The sequence below is a fragment of the Flavivirga abyssicola genome (assembly GCF_030540775.2).
GTDB lineage: Bacteria > Bacteroidota > Bacteroidia > Flavobacteriales > Flavobacteriaceae > Flavivirga > Flavivirga abyssicola.
In genome coordinates this window covers 689967-704509 of sequence record NZ_CP141266.1, presented here as the reverse complement: position 1 = coordinate 704509, position 14543 = coordinate 689967, and the positions used below count along the sequence as shown (strand labels likewise).

Below are 14543 nucleotides of genomic sequence, written 5' to 3'. Positions count from 1 at the left end.
AATATTAAGTGGTTAGTGGTAATTTTTAATGCCTTTGGTTAAAAAACTAGTTAAAAAGCACGATTATTAGTTTGAAATGTTAACTGAGCTTCCTTCCCCAAGTCCAATAATTTTATCGTATCGCCCTCCTAAATCTCTATAATATACAATGACTTTATAATTGTTTTCTGTTTGATAAAAGTTCCCGCTAATAGCGCCTTCATCAATACTTTTGTCGCTATTTGCAACAATATATTTGTAGTTGTAAAAGCCTTGTTTTAGAAGTAAGGCATTTGTATAAACGTTGCGAGATTCATCAAAAACCATTTTAGTGCTTTCATCTACAACATAATTATTAAAATTACCATAAACATGAATGTCTTTGTTTTTTAAGGACTCAACAGGAAGTAATGAAAAATGCATCCACACATAATCTGCCTCAATACTGGGGTTTTCTGCATCAATATTTAGAATCACATAATTACCATTAATATCTGGATTGTAGGTATATGGTCTGGTAGCTCTCTCAAAGTTTGCAAATAAATAATTGTGATACAAATCTTTTAAATCGATACTTTGTATACCTGTATTTGCCGCTCTAACATCTTTGTTTTCAAAAAATAAATACTCGTTACCACCCCAAAAACTGGTTTCTGTGTCATATTTGTAAATTAACTGATTACCAACGGTGTATTGCGGTTTTATATTCGAAATAGCAGTATTCAGATTATTATTCTGAACAATAACAGCTTTTACGTTTTGAGTAGGATTATTAAATGGCATGGTGTTGGAATCAATTATGATTTCTATGCGTTGTTTCTCTTCAATAAACTGTACATCACGAGAGCGTTTAATGTTAACACCAACGTTAGCGGTGTTTTCATAAATCATGAATTTCCTTGAAAAAACAAGCTCGTCATCATCATTAAAAACGGAAAGCATGTAATTACCAGAAACTCTTAAGCCTCTGGTTTGTGCGTTAGGAATAGTAAGGGTGTAATGTGAATAAATTTGATAAGAGTTAAATGAATTTTCGTAGTTTCTAATACGTTGGTTGTCAAAACCCTCCATGTATTCCGATTTCACCAAAACAGATGGTGTCCAATCAAAATTAAAATGTTCAACTTTATAATAGTAATCATCTTCCTCACCGTTTAAAACATCAAATTCTAAAACGACATACTCACCAAGTCTTAAAATTGGTAATTGTGTTTCAGGTGTATTGCCTTTAAAATTGATTGTTTTAATGTAATCTGGAGGTGCAACTTCTTCAACTTGACTAAAAGCAATATTAGATACTAGAAGAATAGATAATAAAGAGGTGAGTTTTAACAGCATTGTAGGACAATTTCTGTAAATATAAACAATTTTAATGCCGAAAATAAAACTTATTCCAAATGGGTTAAAATTCTATTCAATTTATTATGAAAACTGTATTTTAAATTTGTATTTTTGCACCGATTTTTAGACAACTAATTACAATAAAAAAAATATGTCAAACGACATTCGCATTAAAAAAGGTCTAGACATTAAACTTAAGGGTGAAGCTGAAAAAACCTCTGAAAAGGCCATAGTAAGCAACTTTTATACTTTAAGACCTGAGGACTTCCACGGCGTTATACCTAAATTAATTTCTAAAGTTGGAACTAAAGTAAAAGCAGGTGAAACTGTTTTTTTCGATAAATCTAACGAAGCTATCAAATTTGCTTCTCCAGTTTCTGGTGAAGTTTTAGAAATTTCCCGTGGTGAAAAACGTAAAATATTAGCCATTAAAATCCAAGCAGATAAAGAGCAAACGTACCAAGATCAAGGTAAGTTTGATGTAGATGCTGCCGATTCTGAAGCTATCAAATCGCATTTACTAGCATCTGGTTGTTGGCCGTTTGTAAAACAACGCCCATATGATGTTATTGCAAATCCAGATAAAGCGCCAAAAGCGATCTTTATATCTGGGTATGCGAGTGCACCATTAGCAGCAGATTTGGATTTTACACTACAAGGAAAAGAGGCCGAATTACAAGCAGCTGTTACAGCTTTAGGAAAACTTACCGAAGGCAAAGTACATGTTTCTGTAGGTAAAAATGGAAACTCCCCATTAGCTGGACTAGCGGGTATTACATTGCACCATGTTTCTGGACCACATCCATCGGGAAATGTAGGAACACAAATAAATAAAATAGATCCAATAAATAAAGGAGAAGTTGTTTGGACTGTTAATGCTCAAGACTTGGTTATTATAGGCGAGTTATTATTAACAGGAAAGTTTAATGCTGAGCGTATTGTAGCTTTAGTTGGTTCTTCTGTTGAGAAACCAAGATACTTTGTTACTAAGATAGGAAGCGAAATAGCGACTATGGTTTATGATAAAGGCATTACTAAAGATTCTCATGATCGTATTATTTCGGGGAATGTTTTAAGTGGGAAACAAGTAAAACCAGACGGGGTTTTAGATTATTACAGTAATGTGATTTCTATAATTCCTGAAGGCGATGATTACGAGTTTTTTGGATGGAATAAACCTATTTTCAATAAAATATCAACATCCAGAGCATTTACTTTTTCATGGTTAAACCCTAAGAAATCATACGATTTAAATACAAACACAAATGGTGAACATCGTGCTTTTGTAACTACTGGAACTTACGAAGAAGTATTTCCTTTAGATATATATCCAATGCAAATATTAAAGGCGTGTATGTATAAGGATTTAGATGAAATGGAAGCTTTAGGAATGTATGAAGTAGCTCCTGAAGATTTTGCATTAACAGAATTTGTTTGTGTGTCTAAACAACCACATCAAAAAATTATAAGAGAAGGTTTAGACTTAATGCTTAAAGAAATAGGATAATGGGTTTAAAAGAAAGTTTACATAATTTTAAGGAAAAGAACAAAGACAAGAAGTGGCTACCTGCATTTTCTGCAATCCATACGTTTTTATACTTACCAAACGAGACCACACATAATGGGACTCACATAAAAGTTGCCGACGATTTAAAACGTACCATGAATACTGTTATTATGGCCATGGTACCGTGTTTAATTTTCGGAATGTTTAATGCCGGTTACCAACATAATTTACAGGTTGGTGAGGTGCAAGCCGCAGCAGGAAGTTTCTTTAGTTCAGAATTTTGGACTATGGCTAACTTCATGATTGGTTTTTGGAAAATATTACCATTAGTAATTGTATCGTATGGTGTTGGTTTAGGAATTGAATTCATATTTGCCATTATTAAAGGACACGAAGTTGAAGAAGGATACTTAGTAACAGGAATGTTAGTACCGTTAATTGTACCGGTTGATATTCCACTTTGGATGCTGGCTGTTGCCGTTGTGTTTGGTGTTGTTATAGGTAAAGAAGTTTTTGGAGGTACGGGAATGAATATTCTTAACCCTGCATTAACTATTCGTGCATTCCTATTCTTCGCATATCCTACATGGATGTCTGGAGATAAGGTTTGGGTTGAAGGTGCTGTTGAAAGAACTAAAGAGATTGCCGCAGGAGCAAATCTAGATGCTATTTCTGGTGAAACAATACTAGGAAGTTTGGCACAAGGAAAAGAAGCAGGGTATGAAGTGATGGATATGTTCTTAGGATTTATTCCTGGTTCGGTCGGTGAAACATCTGCACTATTAATATTATTGGGAGGTTTATTTTTAATCTTCGCAAAAATAGGGAGTTGGAGAATCATGTTATCTTCAGTTATTGGAGCTTTAGTCATGGGATTAATTTTTAATCAAGTAGTTGATTCTGGATGGATAACAGAAAGCAGTAAATTTTACGGATTAATGAGTACAGTTTGGTGGCACCACTTACTTATAGGTGGTTTTGCTTTTGGTACTGTATTTATGGCTACAGACCCTGTAACAGCTTCACAAACCAATAAAGGGAAATGGATTTATGGTTTCTTTGTAGGGTTTATTTCTATCATGATTCGTGTATTTAACCCTGCCTATCCGGAAGGTGTTATGTTAGCTATTCTATTAATGAATGTGTTTGCACCAACTATCGATCATTATGTTGTTCAAGGTAATGTTAAGAAAAGAAAGAAACGTTTAAAAGCTAAAGTTGCATAACGATGGAAAATAGAACAGATAAAAATTCATATACTATCCTATTCGCCATAGGAATGGTATTGATTGTTGGAGCATTATTAGCCTTTGTTGCTTCATCATTAAAACCAAATATTGCAGAGAACAAGCGTATTGAAAAGCAACAAAATATTTTGTATGCTATGGGCGTAAATGAAAATGAAGAAGGAAGCGCTAATTTTATTTCTACAGATAAAGTTGCTGATGAGTTTACAAAATATATCACTAAGCAGGTCGTAATTACTAACGGAACTCAATCTGAAGAAAATAGTGAAGCTTATTTAATCGATGTTAAAAAAGAGCAATCTAAAGCTAAAAGTGGAGGAGAAAGACGTTTACCATTGTTTATTGGAGAAAAAGAAGGCAAAACCTATTATATAGCACCTATTAGAGGAAAAGGACTTTGGGATGCCGTTTGGGCTTATGTTGCTATGGATAAAAATATGGTTGTACAAGGCGCGTATTTTGATCATCAAGGAGAGACAGCCGGTCTTGGAGCAAATATTAAAGAACGTTTTTTTATGGACGATTTCATAGGAGAACATTTATTAGACGCTTCAGGAAATTTTGTTGGGATTAACATTTCAAAAAGTAATGCAGATCCTTTAAATAAAGATAAAACTGATAATGAGGTTGATGCTATTGCAGGAGCTACTATTACAGGAGATGGTGTATCAGCAATGTTGAGAAGCGACTTGAAGTTGTATGTACCTTATTTTAAAACTTTAAAAAACTAGTATTTATGGGACTTTTATCAAGAAAAGATAGTAAACTAATATTAGACCCTTTAGCAGATGATAATCCGATTACAATTCAAGTTCTTGGAATTTGTTCAGCTTTAGCGATTACTGCTCAATTGAAGGCATCCATAGTTATGGCCGTTTCGGTGTTGTTTGTTTTAGGTGCAGGTAACGTCGTTATCTCATTAATTAGAAATATTATTCCGTCTAAAATTAGAATTATAGTACAGCTTACCGTTGTAGCTGCTTTGGTTATTATTGTAGATCAAGTATTAAAAGCATTCTCTTATCAATTAAGTAAGGAACTAGGTGCTTTTATTGGACTTATAATTACGAACTGTATTATTATGGGACGTTTTGAAGCTTTTGCTTTAGGAAATGGCCCATGGCGTTCATTCCTTGATGGAATTGGTAATGCACTTGGTTACGGTGTTATTCTAATAATAGTTGGTTTCTTTAGAGAATTGTTAGGCTCTGGAACCTTATTAGGTTTTAAAGTACTAGGAGATCCTATTGCAAAAACAGGATTGTATAGTATTGGTTATGAGAATAACGGTTTTATGTTATTAGCACCAATGGCTTTAATAGTTGTAGGCGTTATTATTTGGGTACAAAGAACTAGAAACAAAGCATTAATAGAAGATTAAAATTAGTAAGCAGCTGGCAGTTCCAGTAAGCAGTTACTGAACACTGAACACTGAATACTGAATACTAGAAAAAAATGGAACATATAGAATTATTTTTCAAATCAATATTTATAGATAACATGGTATTTGCCACATTCTTAGGAATGTGTTCTTACCTAGCTGTATCTAAAAAAGTAAGTACAGCTGTTGGTCTTGGTGCCGCAGTAATATTTGTATTAGCTATTACAGTACCATTAAACTGGTTATTAGATCAGTATATTCTACAAGAAGGCGCTTTATCTTGGTTAGGAGAAGAGTATGCATCTTACGATTTAAGTTTCTTATCATTTATCATGTTTATTGCAACTATTGCGACCATGGTACAATTAGTAGAAATTGTTGTAGAAAAGTTTTCACCGTCATTATATAACTCATTAGGAATCTTTTTACCGCTAATAGCAGTGAACTGTGCCATTTTAGGAGGCTCTTTATTTATGCAATCTCGTGAAATTCCAACATTAGGATTAGCAACAACTTATGGTATTGGTTCTGGAATTGGATGGTTTTTAGCGATTTTAGCAATTGCAGCTATTCGTGAAAAAATTAGATATTCAAATGTACCACCAGCATTAAGAGGCTTAGGAATCACATTTATTATAACAGGTTTAATGGCGATTGGTTTTATGAGTTTTGGAGGTATGTTAACTGGAGGAGATGAAGCTTCTAAAGAAGAAAAAACAGTTGCAGTAGAGAAGCATGAAGGTTCAAAAGAAAATGAAAATATCACATTGAGTGCAGTTGAAACATCTGAAGATAAAGTGATAGCTAACAACATAAAAAGTAAATAAGTAATATGATATTAGCAGCAGGTACATTAGGAACCATAGTAGCAACAGTAACAGCATTTTTAATCATTACGTTGTTGTTAGTCGCTTTACTACTATTTGTAAAACAAAAATTATCGCCATCAGGGCCAGTAAAAATAACCATTAATGGTGAACGTGAAGTTGAAGTCGCTTCTGGAGATAGTTTATTAACAACATTAGGCGCTCAAAAAATATTTTTACCATCTGCATGTGGTGGTGGTGGAACATGTATTCAATGTGAGTGTCACGTATTAGAAGGTGGAGGAGAAGCTTTACCAACAGAAACACCACACTTTACACGTAAAGAATTACAACATGGTGCACGTTTAGCGTGTCAGGTTAAAGTAAAGCAAGATATGAATATTACCATTCCAGAAGAGGTGTTTGGTATTAAAAAATGGGAAGCAACAGTTGTACGTAACTATAACGTAGCATCTTTTATTAAAGAGTTTGTTGTTGAAATTCCCGAAGATATGGGATATAAAGCAGGTGGATACATTCAAATTGAAATTCCCGAATGCGAAATTAAATATTCAGATATAGATATTACTGCACACCCTGAGGAGCATGAAACGCCAGATAAGTTTCAAGCCGAGTGGGATAAATTTGGTCTTTGGCCTTTAGTAATGAAGAATACTGAAACAGTAGAAAGAGCTTATTCTATGGCCTCTTTCCCTGCTGAAGGACGTGAGATTATGTTGAATGTACGTATTGCTACACCACCATGGGATCGTGCTAAAAATGGATGGATGGATGTTAATCCAGGAGTAGCTTCTTCTTATATATTCGCTCAAAAACCAGGTGATAAAGTAACCATTTCAGGACCTTACGGTGAATTCTTTATTAATGAATCTGAAAGTGAAATGCTTTACGTAGGTGGGGGTGCTGGTATGGCACCAATGCGTTCGCATTTATATCACTTATTCAAAACATTAAGGACTGGAAGAAAAGTAACGTATTGGTATGGTGGACGATCTAAACGTGAATTATTCTATTTAGAGCATTTCTATGAGTTAGAAAAAGAGTTCCCTAACTTTAAATTTTTCTTAGCATTATCTGAACCTTTACCAGAAGATAACTGGAAAGTAAAAGAAAATATAGATGCACCAGGTGATGGTTTTGTTGGGTTTATTCACAACTGTGTAATAGATAACTATTTAAATTTACATGAATCGCCAGAAGATATAGAACTTTATTTTTGTGGACCACCATTAATGAATAAGGCAGTTCAAAAAATGGGAGAAGATTTTGGTATCCCAGATGAACATATCAGATTTGATGACTTTGGAGGCTAGAACATAGTTACCATTTAAATATAAAATAAAACCCAACAGCAATGTTGGGTTTTTTTATTTAAAAATATGAATGTAGGATGCTTTAATTGAAAACATCTAAGTCATATTTCGGTTTTTCATTTTCAAACTCAAACAATTTTGTATAATCCATGACATTAGAAATACCGTCTAAATAGCATAAATATCTCACGACTTCACTTAAACCATTAAATAAAATATCTTTATCTGTAGGGTTTTTAGGCTTCTCATTTTTATAATGCAGCGGTAAGATATAACCACAGGCTTTCAAAAATATATTTTCAATTTTTAATAATTCTAAAGGTGTATAACCATTAAATCGTCTTCCAAGTGTTTCATGCACTTTGCCGATATAATTCAGTTTTAATGACCCATGTACATCAGAAAGGTATTTCCAACTATCAGTGTTGTCTAAAATATTGCCAACGGCACACTGCTTACAGCATTCCGGGTTTAATTCATTATTATGAAATGCAGTATATAACTTTTTTAAAGCCTGTTCCAAACGTTCTGAAGTCTTCATAAGCATAATTTTTAGATTAAATTACTAAAAAATATAACTTTAAACTGTTAAAATTAGTCTTAAACTTTTATTAATAAGATACCAAGCCTTAATCATTAACGTTTAATTGGAGTATGAAAAGACTTTTAATTTCTATTTTGACTCTAGCTGTAGTAGGCATTGTCATTCTCCAGCTAAGACGAGTTAAGAGTGCAGCTAAGAGTTTTGTGACTACATTAGAGACACCTGGTTTTAGTTTGTTAAATAAAGATAGCCTCACAATAAAATCGAGAGTTAATGCTCCCGATGGTTATAAACGCGTACAATATCCTAAAGGTTCTTTTCAAGACTATTTACGTAACTATAAATTAAAAACGTTTGGAGCTAAGGTTATTAATTATAATGGCTCTGAATATTATTGGCAAGATGGTCATATTGGCATATTAAATATTCCAGTGCCTAAAAACGGATTACAACAATGTGCTGATGCTTTAATTAGAGTAAGAAGTGAGTTTCTGTGGGATAATAATAGAAAAAAGGACATTGGGTTTAATTTTACGAGTGGTCATTACTGTTCTTGGTTAAAATATGCAGAGGGCTACAGACAGAAAATTCATGGTAACCGAGTAACATTTCATAAATCGGCTTCAAAAAACCATTCTAAAGAGAATTTTTATAAGTATTTAAATTTAATTTATATGTATTCCGGTACACTTTCATTGTATAACGAATTGCCAAAAATTGAAGACGCAAAAAACCTTAAAATAGGCGATATGCTTATTAAAGGCGGGTCACCCGGACATATTGTTATGATATGTGATGAAGTTATAAACAATAAAGGAGAGAAATTGTATTTATTATTTCAAGGAAATACCCCGGCGCAAAGTGTTCATTTAGTTAAGAATTTAGAAGATTCAGACATATCACCCTGGTATCAACTTAAAAAAGATGCAGTCATTCCTGTTTCAAATTATACGTTTATGAGTTCTAAATTTGTTCGGTTTAAATAATGATATATACAAGAAATAAGAAAGTTTAAGACATAAAAAAGCTTTACTTGAGAGAAAGAGTAAAGCTTTTTTTATATTTATTTTGCCCGATAACAACGGGGCTTATTTAGTATAATATATTTAATCGTCTAAATCAGATTTGTTATAAACCCAACCAGGTAACGCAGAACTATCAAAGTTAGGTTTTCTTGTAGTGTTTACATTTTCAAAACAAGAAGCATAAACTAATGACTTAACACTTAAGATATCATACACTTTATCATGCTGTTCTTTTGTGAAAGTTCCAAATACAAGATTAGGATCAACAAATTTATATGCACCGTCTTCAAGAATAAAAGCAAACATAGTTTTTACATCGCTTTCATAAAAATCAGTGTTTTTATCGTAGTCAGACTCGTTATCAATATAACTTTTTCCAGCTACTAAAAGATATTCGTTTCCAGATTTAGAATTTTTTACAGCAACTGTACCTCTAAATAATAGATGGTAATCATCGTTGTATAAGCCTGGTTTTCCTTTTAAATTGTCTTTGTTTCCATTATACACTTTTTCAAAATAAGGAGTACTAAGACGCTTTAATTTACTAGAATGTACATGCTTTAAAAATTCTTCTTTTGTTTTAAAGTAAGAAGGTAAATTTTCGGCACAGTAGCCAGGATACCATTTTGGAGTGTATTCAGTATGTAATAACTCATGGCTTCCTTTTTTAAAGATTACTGGACGTTCATAAACTCTTGGATTATAAAATTTATAATTTCCAATTTTAAACAATTCACAGCCATCACTATTGGCATTTTCTTTTACACTTGTTTTACAAGAAACAATAAAACAAAAAAGCATTAGGGTTTTTAATATTGTTTTATTCATAATTAAAAGTATTGTTGTAAAACTAAAATTGGTGATTTTAGGTTTTACATGGTTAAATTCATTAAAAGAATAAACTCAACATTTATTCTATATTTGGGTTCGTTAGTATGTTATTAAAGTTGATAAATTAAAGTCGATTTAACTGTCCCCTAATTCATTTTTTTCAATAACGGGGTAAATATAAATTTATTTTTGAATAATGTAGATAAAAAGCATAAATAATCGATAAAACGCATATTTTTTGTTGAAAAATCTTAAATTTATTTTTATTTGTATGTTTAATATTACTTATTTTTTTGTTTTTTTGAAAGGAAATTATGATTTATTAGTAGTTTAGGTTAAGATTAATTGAAATATGCTTTATAAAAAAATTTAATTTGGTATGGGTGTTTTTTATTAAAATACTAAAGGTAAAAGAAACTTGAATAATAGAATAAGTAATATTACAGCAATGATGTTAATTACTATACCCACACGAGCCATTTGATTAACTTTTATAAAACCGCTAGCAAAAACTATAGCATTGGGAGGTGTTGCCATAGGAAGCATAAAAGCACAGCTACTAGCTATGGTTACCGGAATTAGTAAGTATAGTAAAGGAATTTCTAAACCAATAGCTATACCAGCTACAACAGGAGCTAAAACCGCTACAAGAGCTACATTACTCATTAGTTCTGTCATAAAAAGCATCAATATAATTAATAATGAAGTCATGAGTAGAATACTAATATTACTACTTGAAATAGCTGTAGCAACTATATTGACTATACCGCTAGAAGACATGCCTTTAGCCAAAGCCAAACCACCACCGAATAAAACTAGAATACCCCACGCTAGTTTTTGAGTATCATTCCAAACTAAAATAAAATCACCAGCCCTTAAATTAAAGGGAATAGCAAAAAGAGCTACGGCTCCAAAGACACTAATTATAGTATCTGATAAGGCCAATCCAGGAATTAATGAATTGATAAGGCTCCTGAATATCCAAAGAAAAACAACGATTGCAAAAATAATAAGTACATGTTTTTCTTTAGATGATGTTTTACCTAGTTTTTGAAGCTCTGTATTTATAACTTCTTTTGAAGCATTGAATACAAGTCCTGTATTTGGAAACATCCATTTTACAAGTATAAAGTAGATAATGGTAATTAAGATAATTGAAAAAGGTAAACCAACAAGCATCCATTTGAAAAAGGAAATTTCGATGTTATATTCATTTTCCAATAAACCTATTAAAACTGAATTAGGAGGCGTACCAATGATTGTTGCGATACCCCCAGCGTTTGCCGAAAAAGCAATCCCCAGCATAATACTAAGAGCAAAATTCTGATCTTTTTTGGTGAAACCATCAGTATCATCAATTAATAGTTTTATAACAGATATAGCAATTGGTAACATGACTACAGTACTGGCTGTATTACTTATCCACATACTCATAAAAGCAGTGGCAATCATAAAACCAAGAATAACTTTGTTAGGTGTTGTTCCTGTTTTTTTTATAATACTTAAAGCTATTCTTTTATGTAGATTTACTTTCTCTAACGCTAATGCCAACACAAAACCGCCAAAAAACAAAAAGACTATGGGGCTTCCGTAATTAGAGCCAACCTCTCCCATAGGCATTACTTTAAACAAAGGGAATAATAATAAGGGTAGAAGCGAAGTCACGGAAATAGAAACAGCTTCGGTTATCCACCAACATACCATCCACAAAGCAGTGGCAATTACAGTATCTGCCTTTTCAGAAACGATCTCAAAAGGTAAAACTTGCAAAATAATGAAAAAGACAGGGCCTAATATTAATCCGATTTTTTTAGAAACAGGGTGTTTACTCATCTAGAATATTATGTAAAAACTAATTTATAATTTTTAAATTTAAACATTTTTTAAATCTGGTGTTAGTTGAATATTAATATTAATTTTGTCTTATGAGTAAACCACTTACAGAACAAGAGCTACATAATTTAGCTATGAATTATGTTGGGAAAGATTTAGAAGAACGCGGTTTTGAATTTATAGCTGTAAATAGTAAACTTAAAAAGCACCCGCAGTTTGTTTGTATCGATAAGAATAAGCAGTATTATTTTGTAATTGTAAGAGCAGTAATATTACCAGACAACCCTAATAATTATGATGTGGTTTGGATGGAATCATTTAAAAAACATGCTAGGGAAAAGGATGCAAAGGTTCTATATGCTGGTGTTGGGTTGGGTAATCTGGATGAAAAAAAAGGACCTATTTATTTAAATGAGGAATACCTTTTAGAATATAACGGGATACAGGTTTTAGAAACGAATTTTAATTAAATGAAGCAGATTACATTACTATTGGTCTTTTTATTATCGATTTCTTGTGAAAAAGAACTAAAAAACACGAAGCTTTCCGGAACCGTTTTTGGAACATTTTATGAAGTAACATATAGCTCAGAAGTAAATTATGAAAAACAAATTGATAGTTTATTTTATGTGATTAATAAGTCTATGTCTACGTATCAGACTAACTCAGATATTTCTAAGTTGAATAGAAACGAAACAGTTGAAATTGACACACATTTTAGAAAGGTATATGAAGTTTCAAAAACAATTTATAAGGAAACAGAAGGGGCTTTCGATCCTACCATTGGTGCCATTGTAAATGCCTGGGATTTTGGATCTGAGGGTAAAATAGTGAACTTAGATAGTTTAAAAATTGATAGTTTGATGTTAACTGTTGGTTTCAATAAGGTTCTCAGAACGGATCATACTATTACAAAACCAAAAGGAACCTTTTTAGATTTTAATGCCATAGCAAAAGGATATGCAGTGGACATTATTGCGGAATTCTTGGATAAGAAAGGCGCTCAGAATTATATCGTTAATATAGGAGGAGAGCTTCATGCCAAAGGCATTAATATTGAAAAAAACAATGGATGGACGGTTGGTGTAGAGAATCCTAATTTTGATGGTACTCAATCGCTTTCCAGAACACTTATTTTGACTAATGAAGCGATGGCAACTTCGGGAACCTACAGAAAGTTTAAAATAGATAAAGATGGCAATCGGTATGCCCATATTATCGATACAAAGACAGGGTACCCAAGTAAAACAAATTTGCTAAGCATTTCTGTAATTGCTAAGGATTGTATGATTGCTGATGCCTACGCAACGGCGTTTAAAACCATGGGGATTGAAAAAGTGAAAGTTTTTTTAAAATCACACCCCGAACTTAAGGTTTTTTTGATTTTTGAAAATGATAAAAAAGAACTGCAAACTTTGTCTTTGAATGGGTTTACTGAACGGTAACTTATAAAGTAAGTGTGTTTTATAATACGTTAATGAGTAAAAGTAACCAGCCAATAACTAAAAGTAAACCTCCTATTGGAGTAATAGGACCTAAAAATCGAAACTTTTTCCCTTTAGCATCTGATAATATTAACCCATAAATACTAAAAGAGAATAATATAACTCCTAAGGTAAAGCACCAATATGTTGTAGAGGCTATATTATTAGAATTTAGACCTATAGTTAATAATACAATAGCATGATACATTTGGTATTTAACACCAACTTCAAAACTATGTAACTGTTCGGTAGATAAAATTTTCTTTAATGCATGAGCTCCAAAAGCTCCAAAAATTACAGATAGCATACCAAATAAAGCTCCTGTAGCAATTATAATTTGTTGTGTCATAAAGAATGGGTTTAATAAATCATTTTTATTTATAAACTACGGGAATAATTTCACCTTTTGCTAAGCAGTACTTCTCAATAGCTCCTTTTGAAAGGTTAGCAGTGTAATCCACTTCATCGACTTTAAAACCAATGCTACGGAGTTTATCAAAATAATCACGGCCATACACGCGTACATGGTCATATTGTCCAAATATTTTGGCACGCTCTTTCTTATCCGTTATAGTATTATCTTCAAAAGTTTGTTCTCTTGCTAAGTCTTGTGGAATTTGAAAAATACCCATGCCCCCAACTTTTAAAACCCGATACAGTTCTTGCATGGCTTTGGTATCGTCTGGAATATGTTCTAAAACGTGATTGCAAAAAATAATGTCGAACGCATCATCTTCAAACGGCAGGTTACAAATATCGGCTTTTACGTCAGCTAAAGGGGAATTCAAATCGGTTGTCACATAATCAAGGTTTTTCATCTTTCTAAAACGTTTGTAAAATGCTTGTTCTGGAGCAAAATGCAATACCTTTAATGCCGAACTTGTTTCGGTAGCTCTTAAAATAATTCTTTTCGATTCTTTTGTCGAAGAACCTGAAACAGGTTCAGGCTGAAAGAAATCAGTTTCGTTTTTTAAGTATAACCATAGCAATCTATGACGCTCTAAAGAAAGGGTAGAAGGGGAGAGCACATTGTTTCTTTGATTTCCATAACCATAAGGTAAGAAAGTTTTAAAGCTCTTATTATCTATAGGGTCGGTATATGTGTTGCCTTTTAAGATGAAGGCTAAAACAGGACGAACGATGTAACTTAACCTTATGAGTAAAGGTCTTGGTATTGTGTTAAGTATAAGTTTGAAGACTTTTTTCAAGTTGTATCGCTGAGTTACACAGA

At 32.5% G+C, this 14543-nt stretch carries 15 protein-coding genes; 9 read left to right on the top strand and 6 right to left on the bottom strand.

Features of this window, described 5'->3' with window-relative positions; all coding sequences use genetic code 11:
- Nucleotides 1-66: 66 nt before the first annotated feature.
- On the bottom strand, nt 67-1317 hold the full coding sequence (locus Q4Q34_RS02750) for a type IX secretion system plug protein (RefSeq protein WP_303317074.1): 1251 nt from the start codon (nt 1315-1317) through the stop codon (nt 67-69).
- A gap of 154 nt (nt 1318-1471) precedes the next feature.
- Here Q4Q34_RS02750 and Q4Q34_RS02745 point away from each other — a divergent pair, with 154 nt between their 5' ends.
- From Q4Q34_RS02745 to nqrF, 6 genes are all read left to right on the top strand, one after another.
- Nucleotides 1472-2827 carry a Na(+)-translocating NADH-quinone reductase subunit A gene (locus Q4Q34_RS02745; protein ID WP_303317075.1) on the top strand — a complete coding sequence of 452 codons (1356 nt, stop codon included), beginning with the start codon at nt 1472-1474 and terminating at the stop codon, nt 2825-2827.
- Nucleotides 2827-4053: an NADH:ubiquinone reductase (Na(+)-transporting) subunit B gene (locus Q4Q34_RS02740; protein WP_303317076.1), complete on the top strand. Its 1227-nt coding sequence runs from the start codon at nt 2827-2829 to the stop codon at nt 4051-4053. Before Q4Q34_RS02745 ends, Q4Q34_RS02740 begins: the two co-directional genes overlap by 1 nt.
- 2 nt (nt 4054-4055) lie before the next feature.
- Nucleotides 4056-4805 carry a Na(+)-translocating NADH-quinone reductase subunit C gene (locus tag Q4Q34_RS02735; RefSeq protein ID WP_303317077.1) on the top strand — a complete coding sequence of 250 codons (750 nt, stop codon included), beginning with the start codon at nt 4056-4058 and terminating at the stop codon, nt 4803-4805.
- 5 nt (nt 4806-4810) lie between these two features.
- A complete protein-coding gene (locus Q4Q34_RS02730; protein ID WP_303317078.1) occupies nt 4811-5455 on the top strand; it encodes an NADH:ubiquinone reductase (Na(+)-transporting) subunit D in 645 nt (214 codons plus the stop codon).
- 74 nt (nt 5456-5529) lie between these two features.
- Nucleotides 5530-6282 carry an NADH:ubiquinone reductase (Na(+)-transporting) subunit E gene (gene nqrE, locus Q4Q34_RS02725; RefSeq protein ID WP_303317079.1) on the top strand — a complete coding sequence of 251 codons (753 nt, stop codon included), beginning with the start codon at nt 5530-5532 and terminating at the stop codon, nt 6280-6282.
- Between the two features lie 5 nt (nt 6283-6287).
- The gene (gene nqrF, locus Q4Q34_RS02720; protein ID WP_303317080.1) at nt 6288-7595 is read left to right on the top strand and encodes an NADH:ubiquinone reductase (Na(+)-transporting) subunit F; all 1308 of its coding nucleotides are present in this window, start codon (nt 6288-6290) and stop codon (nt 7593-7595) included.
- A gap of 82 nt (nt 7596-7677) precedes the next feature.
- Here nqrF and Q4Q34_RS02715 read toward each other — a convergent pair whose 3' ends face one another.
- On the bottom strand, nt 7678-8136 hold the full coding sequence (locus tag Q4Q34_RS02715) for a Na(+)-translocating NADH-quinone reductase subunit F (RefSeq protein WP_303317081.1): 459 nt from the start codon (nt 8134-8136) through the stop codon (nt 7678-7680).
- Nucleotides 8137-8249: 113 nt separating this feature from the next.
- Between Q4Q34_RS02715 and Q4Q34_RS02710 the strand changes: the two genes are divergently transcribed.
- A complete protein-coding gene (locus Q4Q34_RS02710) occupies nt 8250-9125 on the top strand; it encodes a DUF4846 domain-containing protein (RefSeq protein ID WP_303317082.1) in 876 nt (291 codons plus the stop codon).
- Nucleotides 9126-9245: 120 nt separating this feature from the next.
- Here the strand turns inward: Q4Q34_RS02710 and Q4Q34_RS02705 are convergent, their stop codons facing one another.
- Both Q4Q34_RS02705 and Q4Q34_RS02700 read right to left on the bottom strand, forming a co-directional pair.
- Nucleotides 9246-9992, bottom strand: coding sequence for a hypothetical protein (locus tag Q4Q34_RS02705; protein ID WP_303317083.1), 747 nt, complete (start codon nt 9990-9992; stop codon nt 9246-9248).
- A gap of 396 nt (nt 9993-10388) precedes the next feature.
- Nucleotides 10389-11828, bottom strand: a complete 1440-nt coding sequence (locus Q4Q34_RS02700) for an SLC13 family permease (protein ID WP_303317084.1) — start codon at nt 11826-11828, stop codon at nt 10389-10391.
- 92 nt (nt 11829-11920) lie between these two features.
- Here Q4Q34_RS02700 and Q4Q34_RS02695 point away from each other — a divergent pair, with 92 nt between their 5' ends.
- Nucleotides 11921-12298 (top strand): Na(+)-translocating NADH-quinone reductase subunit F, encoded by a 378-nt coding sequence (locus tag Q4Q34_RS02695; RefSeq protein WP_303317085.1) that lies wholly within the window; start codon nt 11921-11923, stop codon nt 12296-12298.
- Entirely contained in the window at nt 12299-13273 is a 975-nt protein-coding gene (locus Q4Q34_RS02690; RefSeq protein ID WP_303317086.1) for an FAD:protein FMN transferase, read from the top strand.
- Between the two features lie 19 nt (nt 13274-13292).
- Here Q4Q34_RS02690 and Q4Q34_RS02685 read toward each other — a convergent pair whose 3' ends face one another.
- Together Q4Q34_RS02685 and Q4Q34_RS02680 are read right to left on the bottom strand one after the other, a co-directional pair.
- Nucleotides 13293-13661 carry a DUF423 domain-containing protein gene (locus Q4Q34_RS02685; RefSeq protein WP_303317087.1) on the bottom strand — a complete coding sequence of 123 codons (369 nt, stop codon included), beginning with the start codon at nt 13659-13661 and terminating at the stop codon, nt 13293-13295.
- 25 nt (nt 13662-13686) lie between these two features.
- A complete protein-coding gene (locus tag Q4Q34_RS02680; protein WP_303317088.1) occupies nt 13687-14520 on the bottom strand; it encodes a class I SAM-dependent methyltransferase in 834 nt (277 codons plus the stop codon).
- Nucleotides 14521-14543: the final 23 nt, after the last annotated feature.

Excerpts from the sequence above, each read along its gene's own strand:
- Q4Q34_RS02750 (WP_303317074.1), bottom strand. The coding sequence starts at position 1,317 with ATGCTGTTAAAACTCACCTCTTTATTATCTATTCTTCTAGTATCTAAT.
- Q4Q34_RS02745 (WP_303317075.1), top strand. The coding sequence starts at position 1,472 with ATGTCAAACGACATTCGCATTAAAAAAGGTCTAGACATTAAACTTAAG.
- Q4Q34_RS02740 (WP_303317076.1), top strand. The coding sequence starts at position 2,827 with ATGGGTTTAAAAGAAAGTTTACATAATTTTAAGGAAAAGAACAAAGAC.
- Q4Q34_RS02735 (WP_303317077.1), top strand. The coding sequence starts at position 4,056 with ATGGAAAATAGAACAGATAAAAATTCATATACTATCCTATTCGCCATA.
- Q4Q34_RS02730 (WP_303317078.1), top strand. The coding sequence starts at position 4,811 with ATGGGACTTTTATCAAGAAAAGATAGTAAACTAATATTAGACCCTTTA.
- nqrE (WP_303317079.1), top strand. The coding sequence starts at position 5,530 with ATGGAACATATAGAATTATTTTTCAAATCAATATTTATAGATAACATG.
- nqrF (WP_303317080.1), top strand. The coding sequence starts at position 6,288 with ATGATATTAGCAGCAGGTACATTAGGAACCATAGTAGCAACAGTAACA.
- Q4Q34_RS02715 (WP_303317081.1), bottom strand. The coding sequence starts at position 8,136 with ATGAAGACTTCAGAACGTTTGGAACAGGCTTTAAAAAAGTTATATACT.
- Q4Q34_RS02710 (WP_303317082.1), top strand. The coding sequence starts at position 8,250 with ATGAAAAGACTTTTAATTTCTATTTTGACTCTAGCTGTAGTAGGCATT.
- Q4Q34_RS02705 (WP_303317083.1), bottom strand. The coding sequence starts at position 9,992 with ATGAATAAAACAATATTAAAAACCCTAATGCTTTTTTGTTTTATTGTT.
- Q4Q34_RS02700 (WP_303317084.1), bottom strand. The coding sequence starts at position 11,828 with ATGAGTAAACACCCTGTTTCTAAAAAAATCGGATTAATATTAGGCCCT.
- Q4Q34_RS02695 (WP_303317085.1), top strand. The coding sequence starts at position 11,921 with ATGAGTAAACCACTTACAGAACAAGAGCTACATAATTTAGCTATGAAT.
- Q4Q34_RS02690 (WP_303317086.1), top strand. The coding sequence starts at position 12,299 with ATGAAGCAGATTACATTACTATTGGTCTTTTTATTATCGATTTCTTGT.
- Q4Q34_RS02685 (WP_303317087.1), bottom strand. The coding sequence starts at position 13,661 with ATGACACAACAAATTATAATTGCTACAGGAGCTTTATTTGGTATGCTA.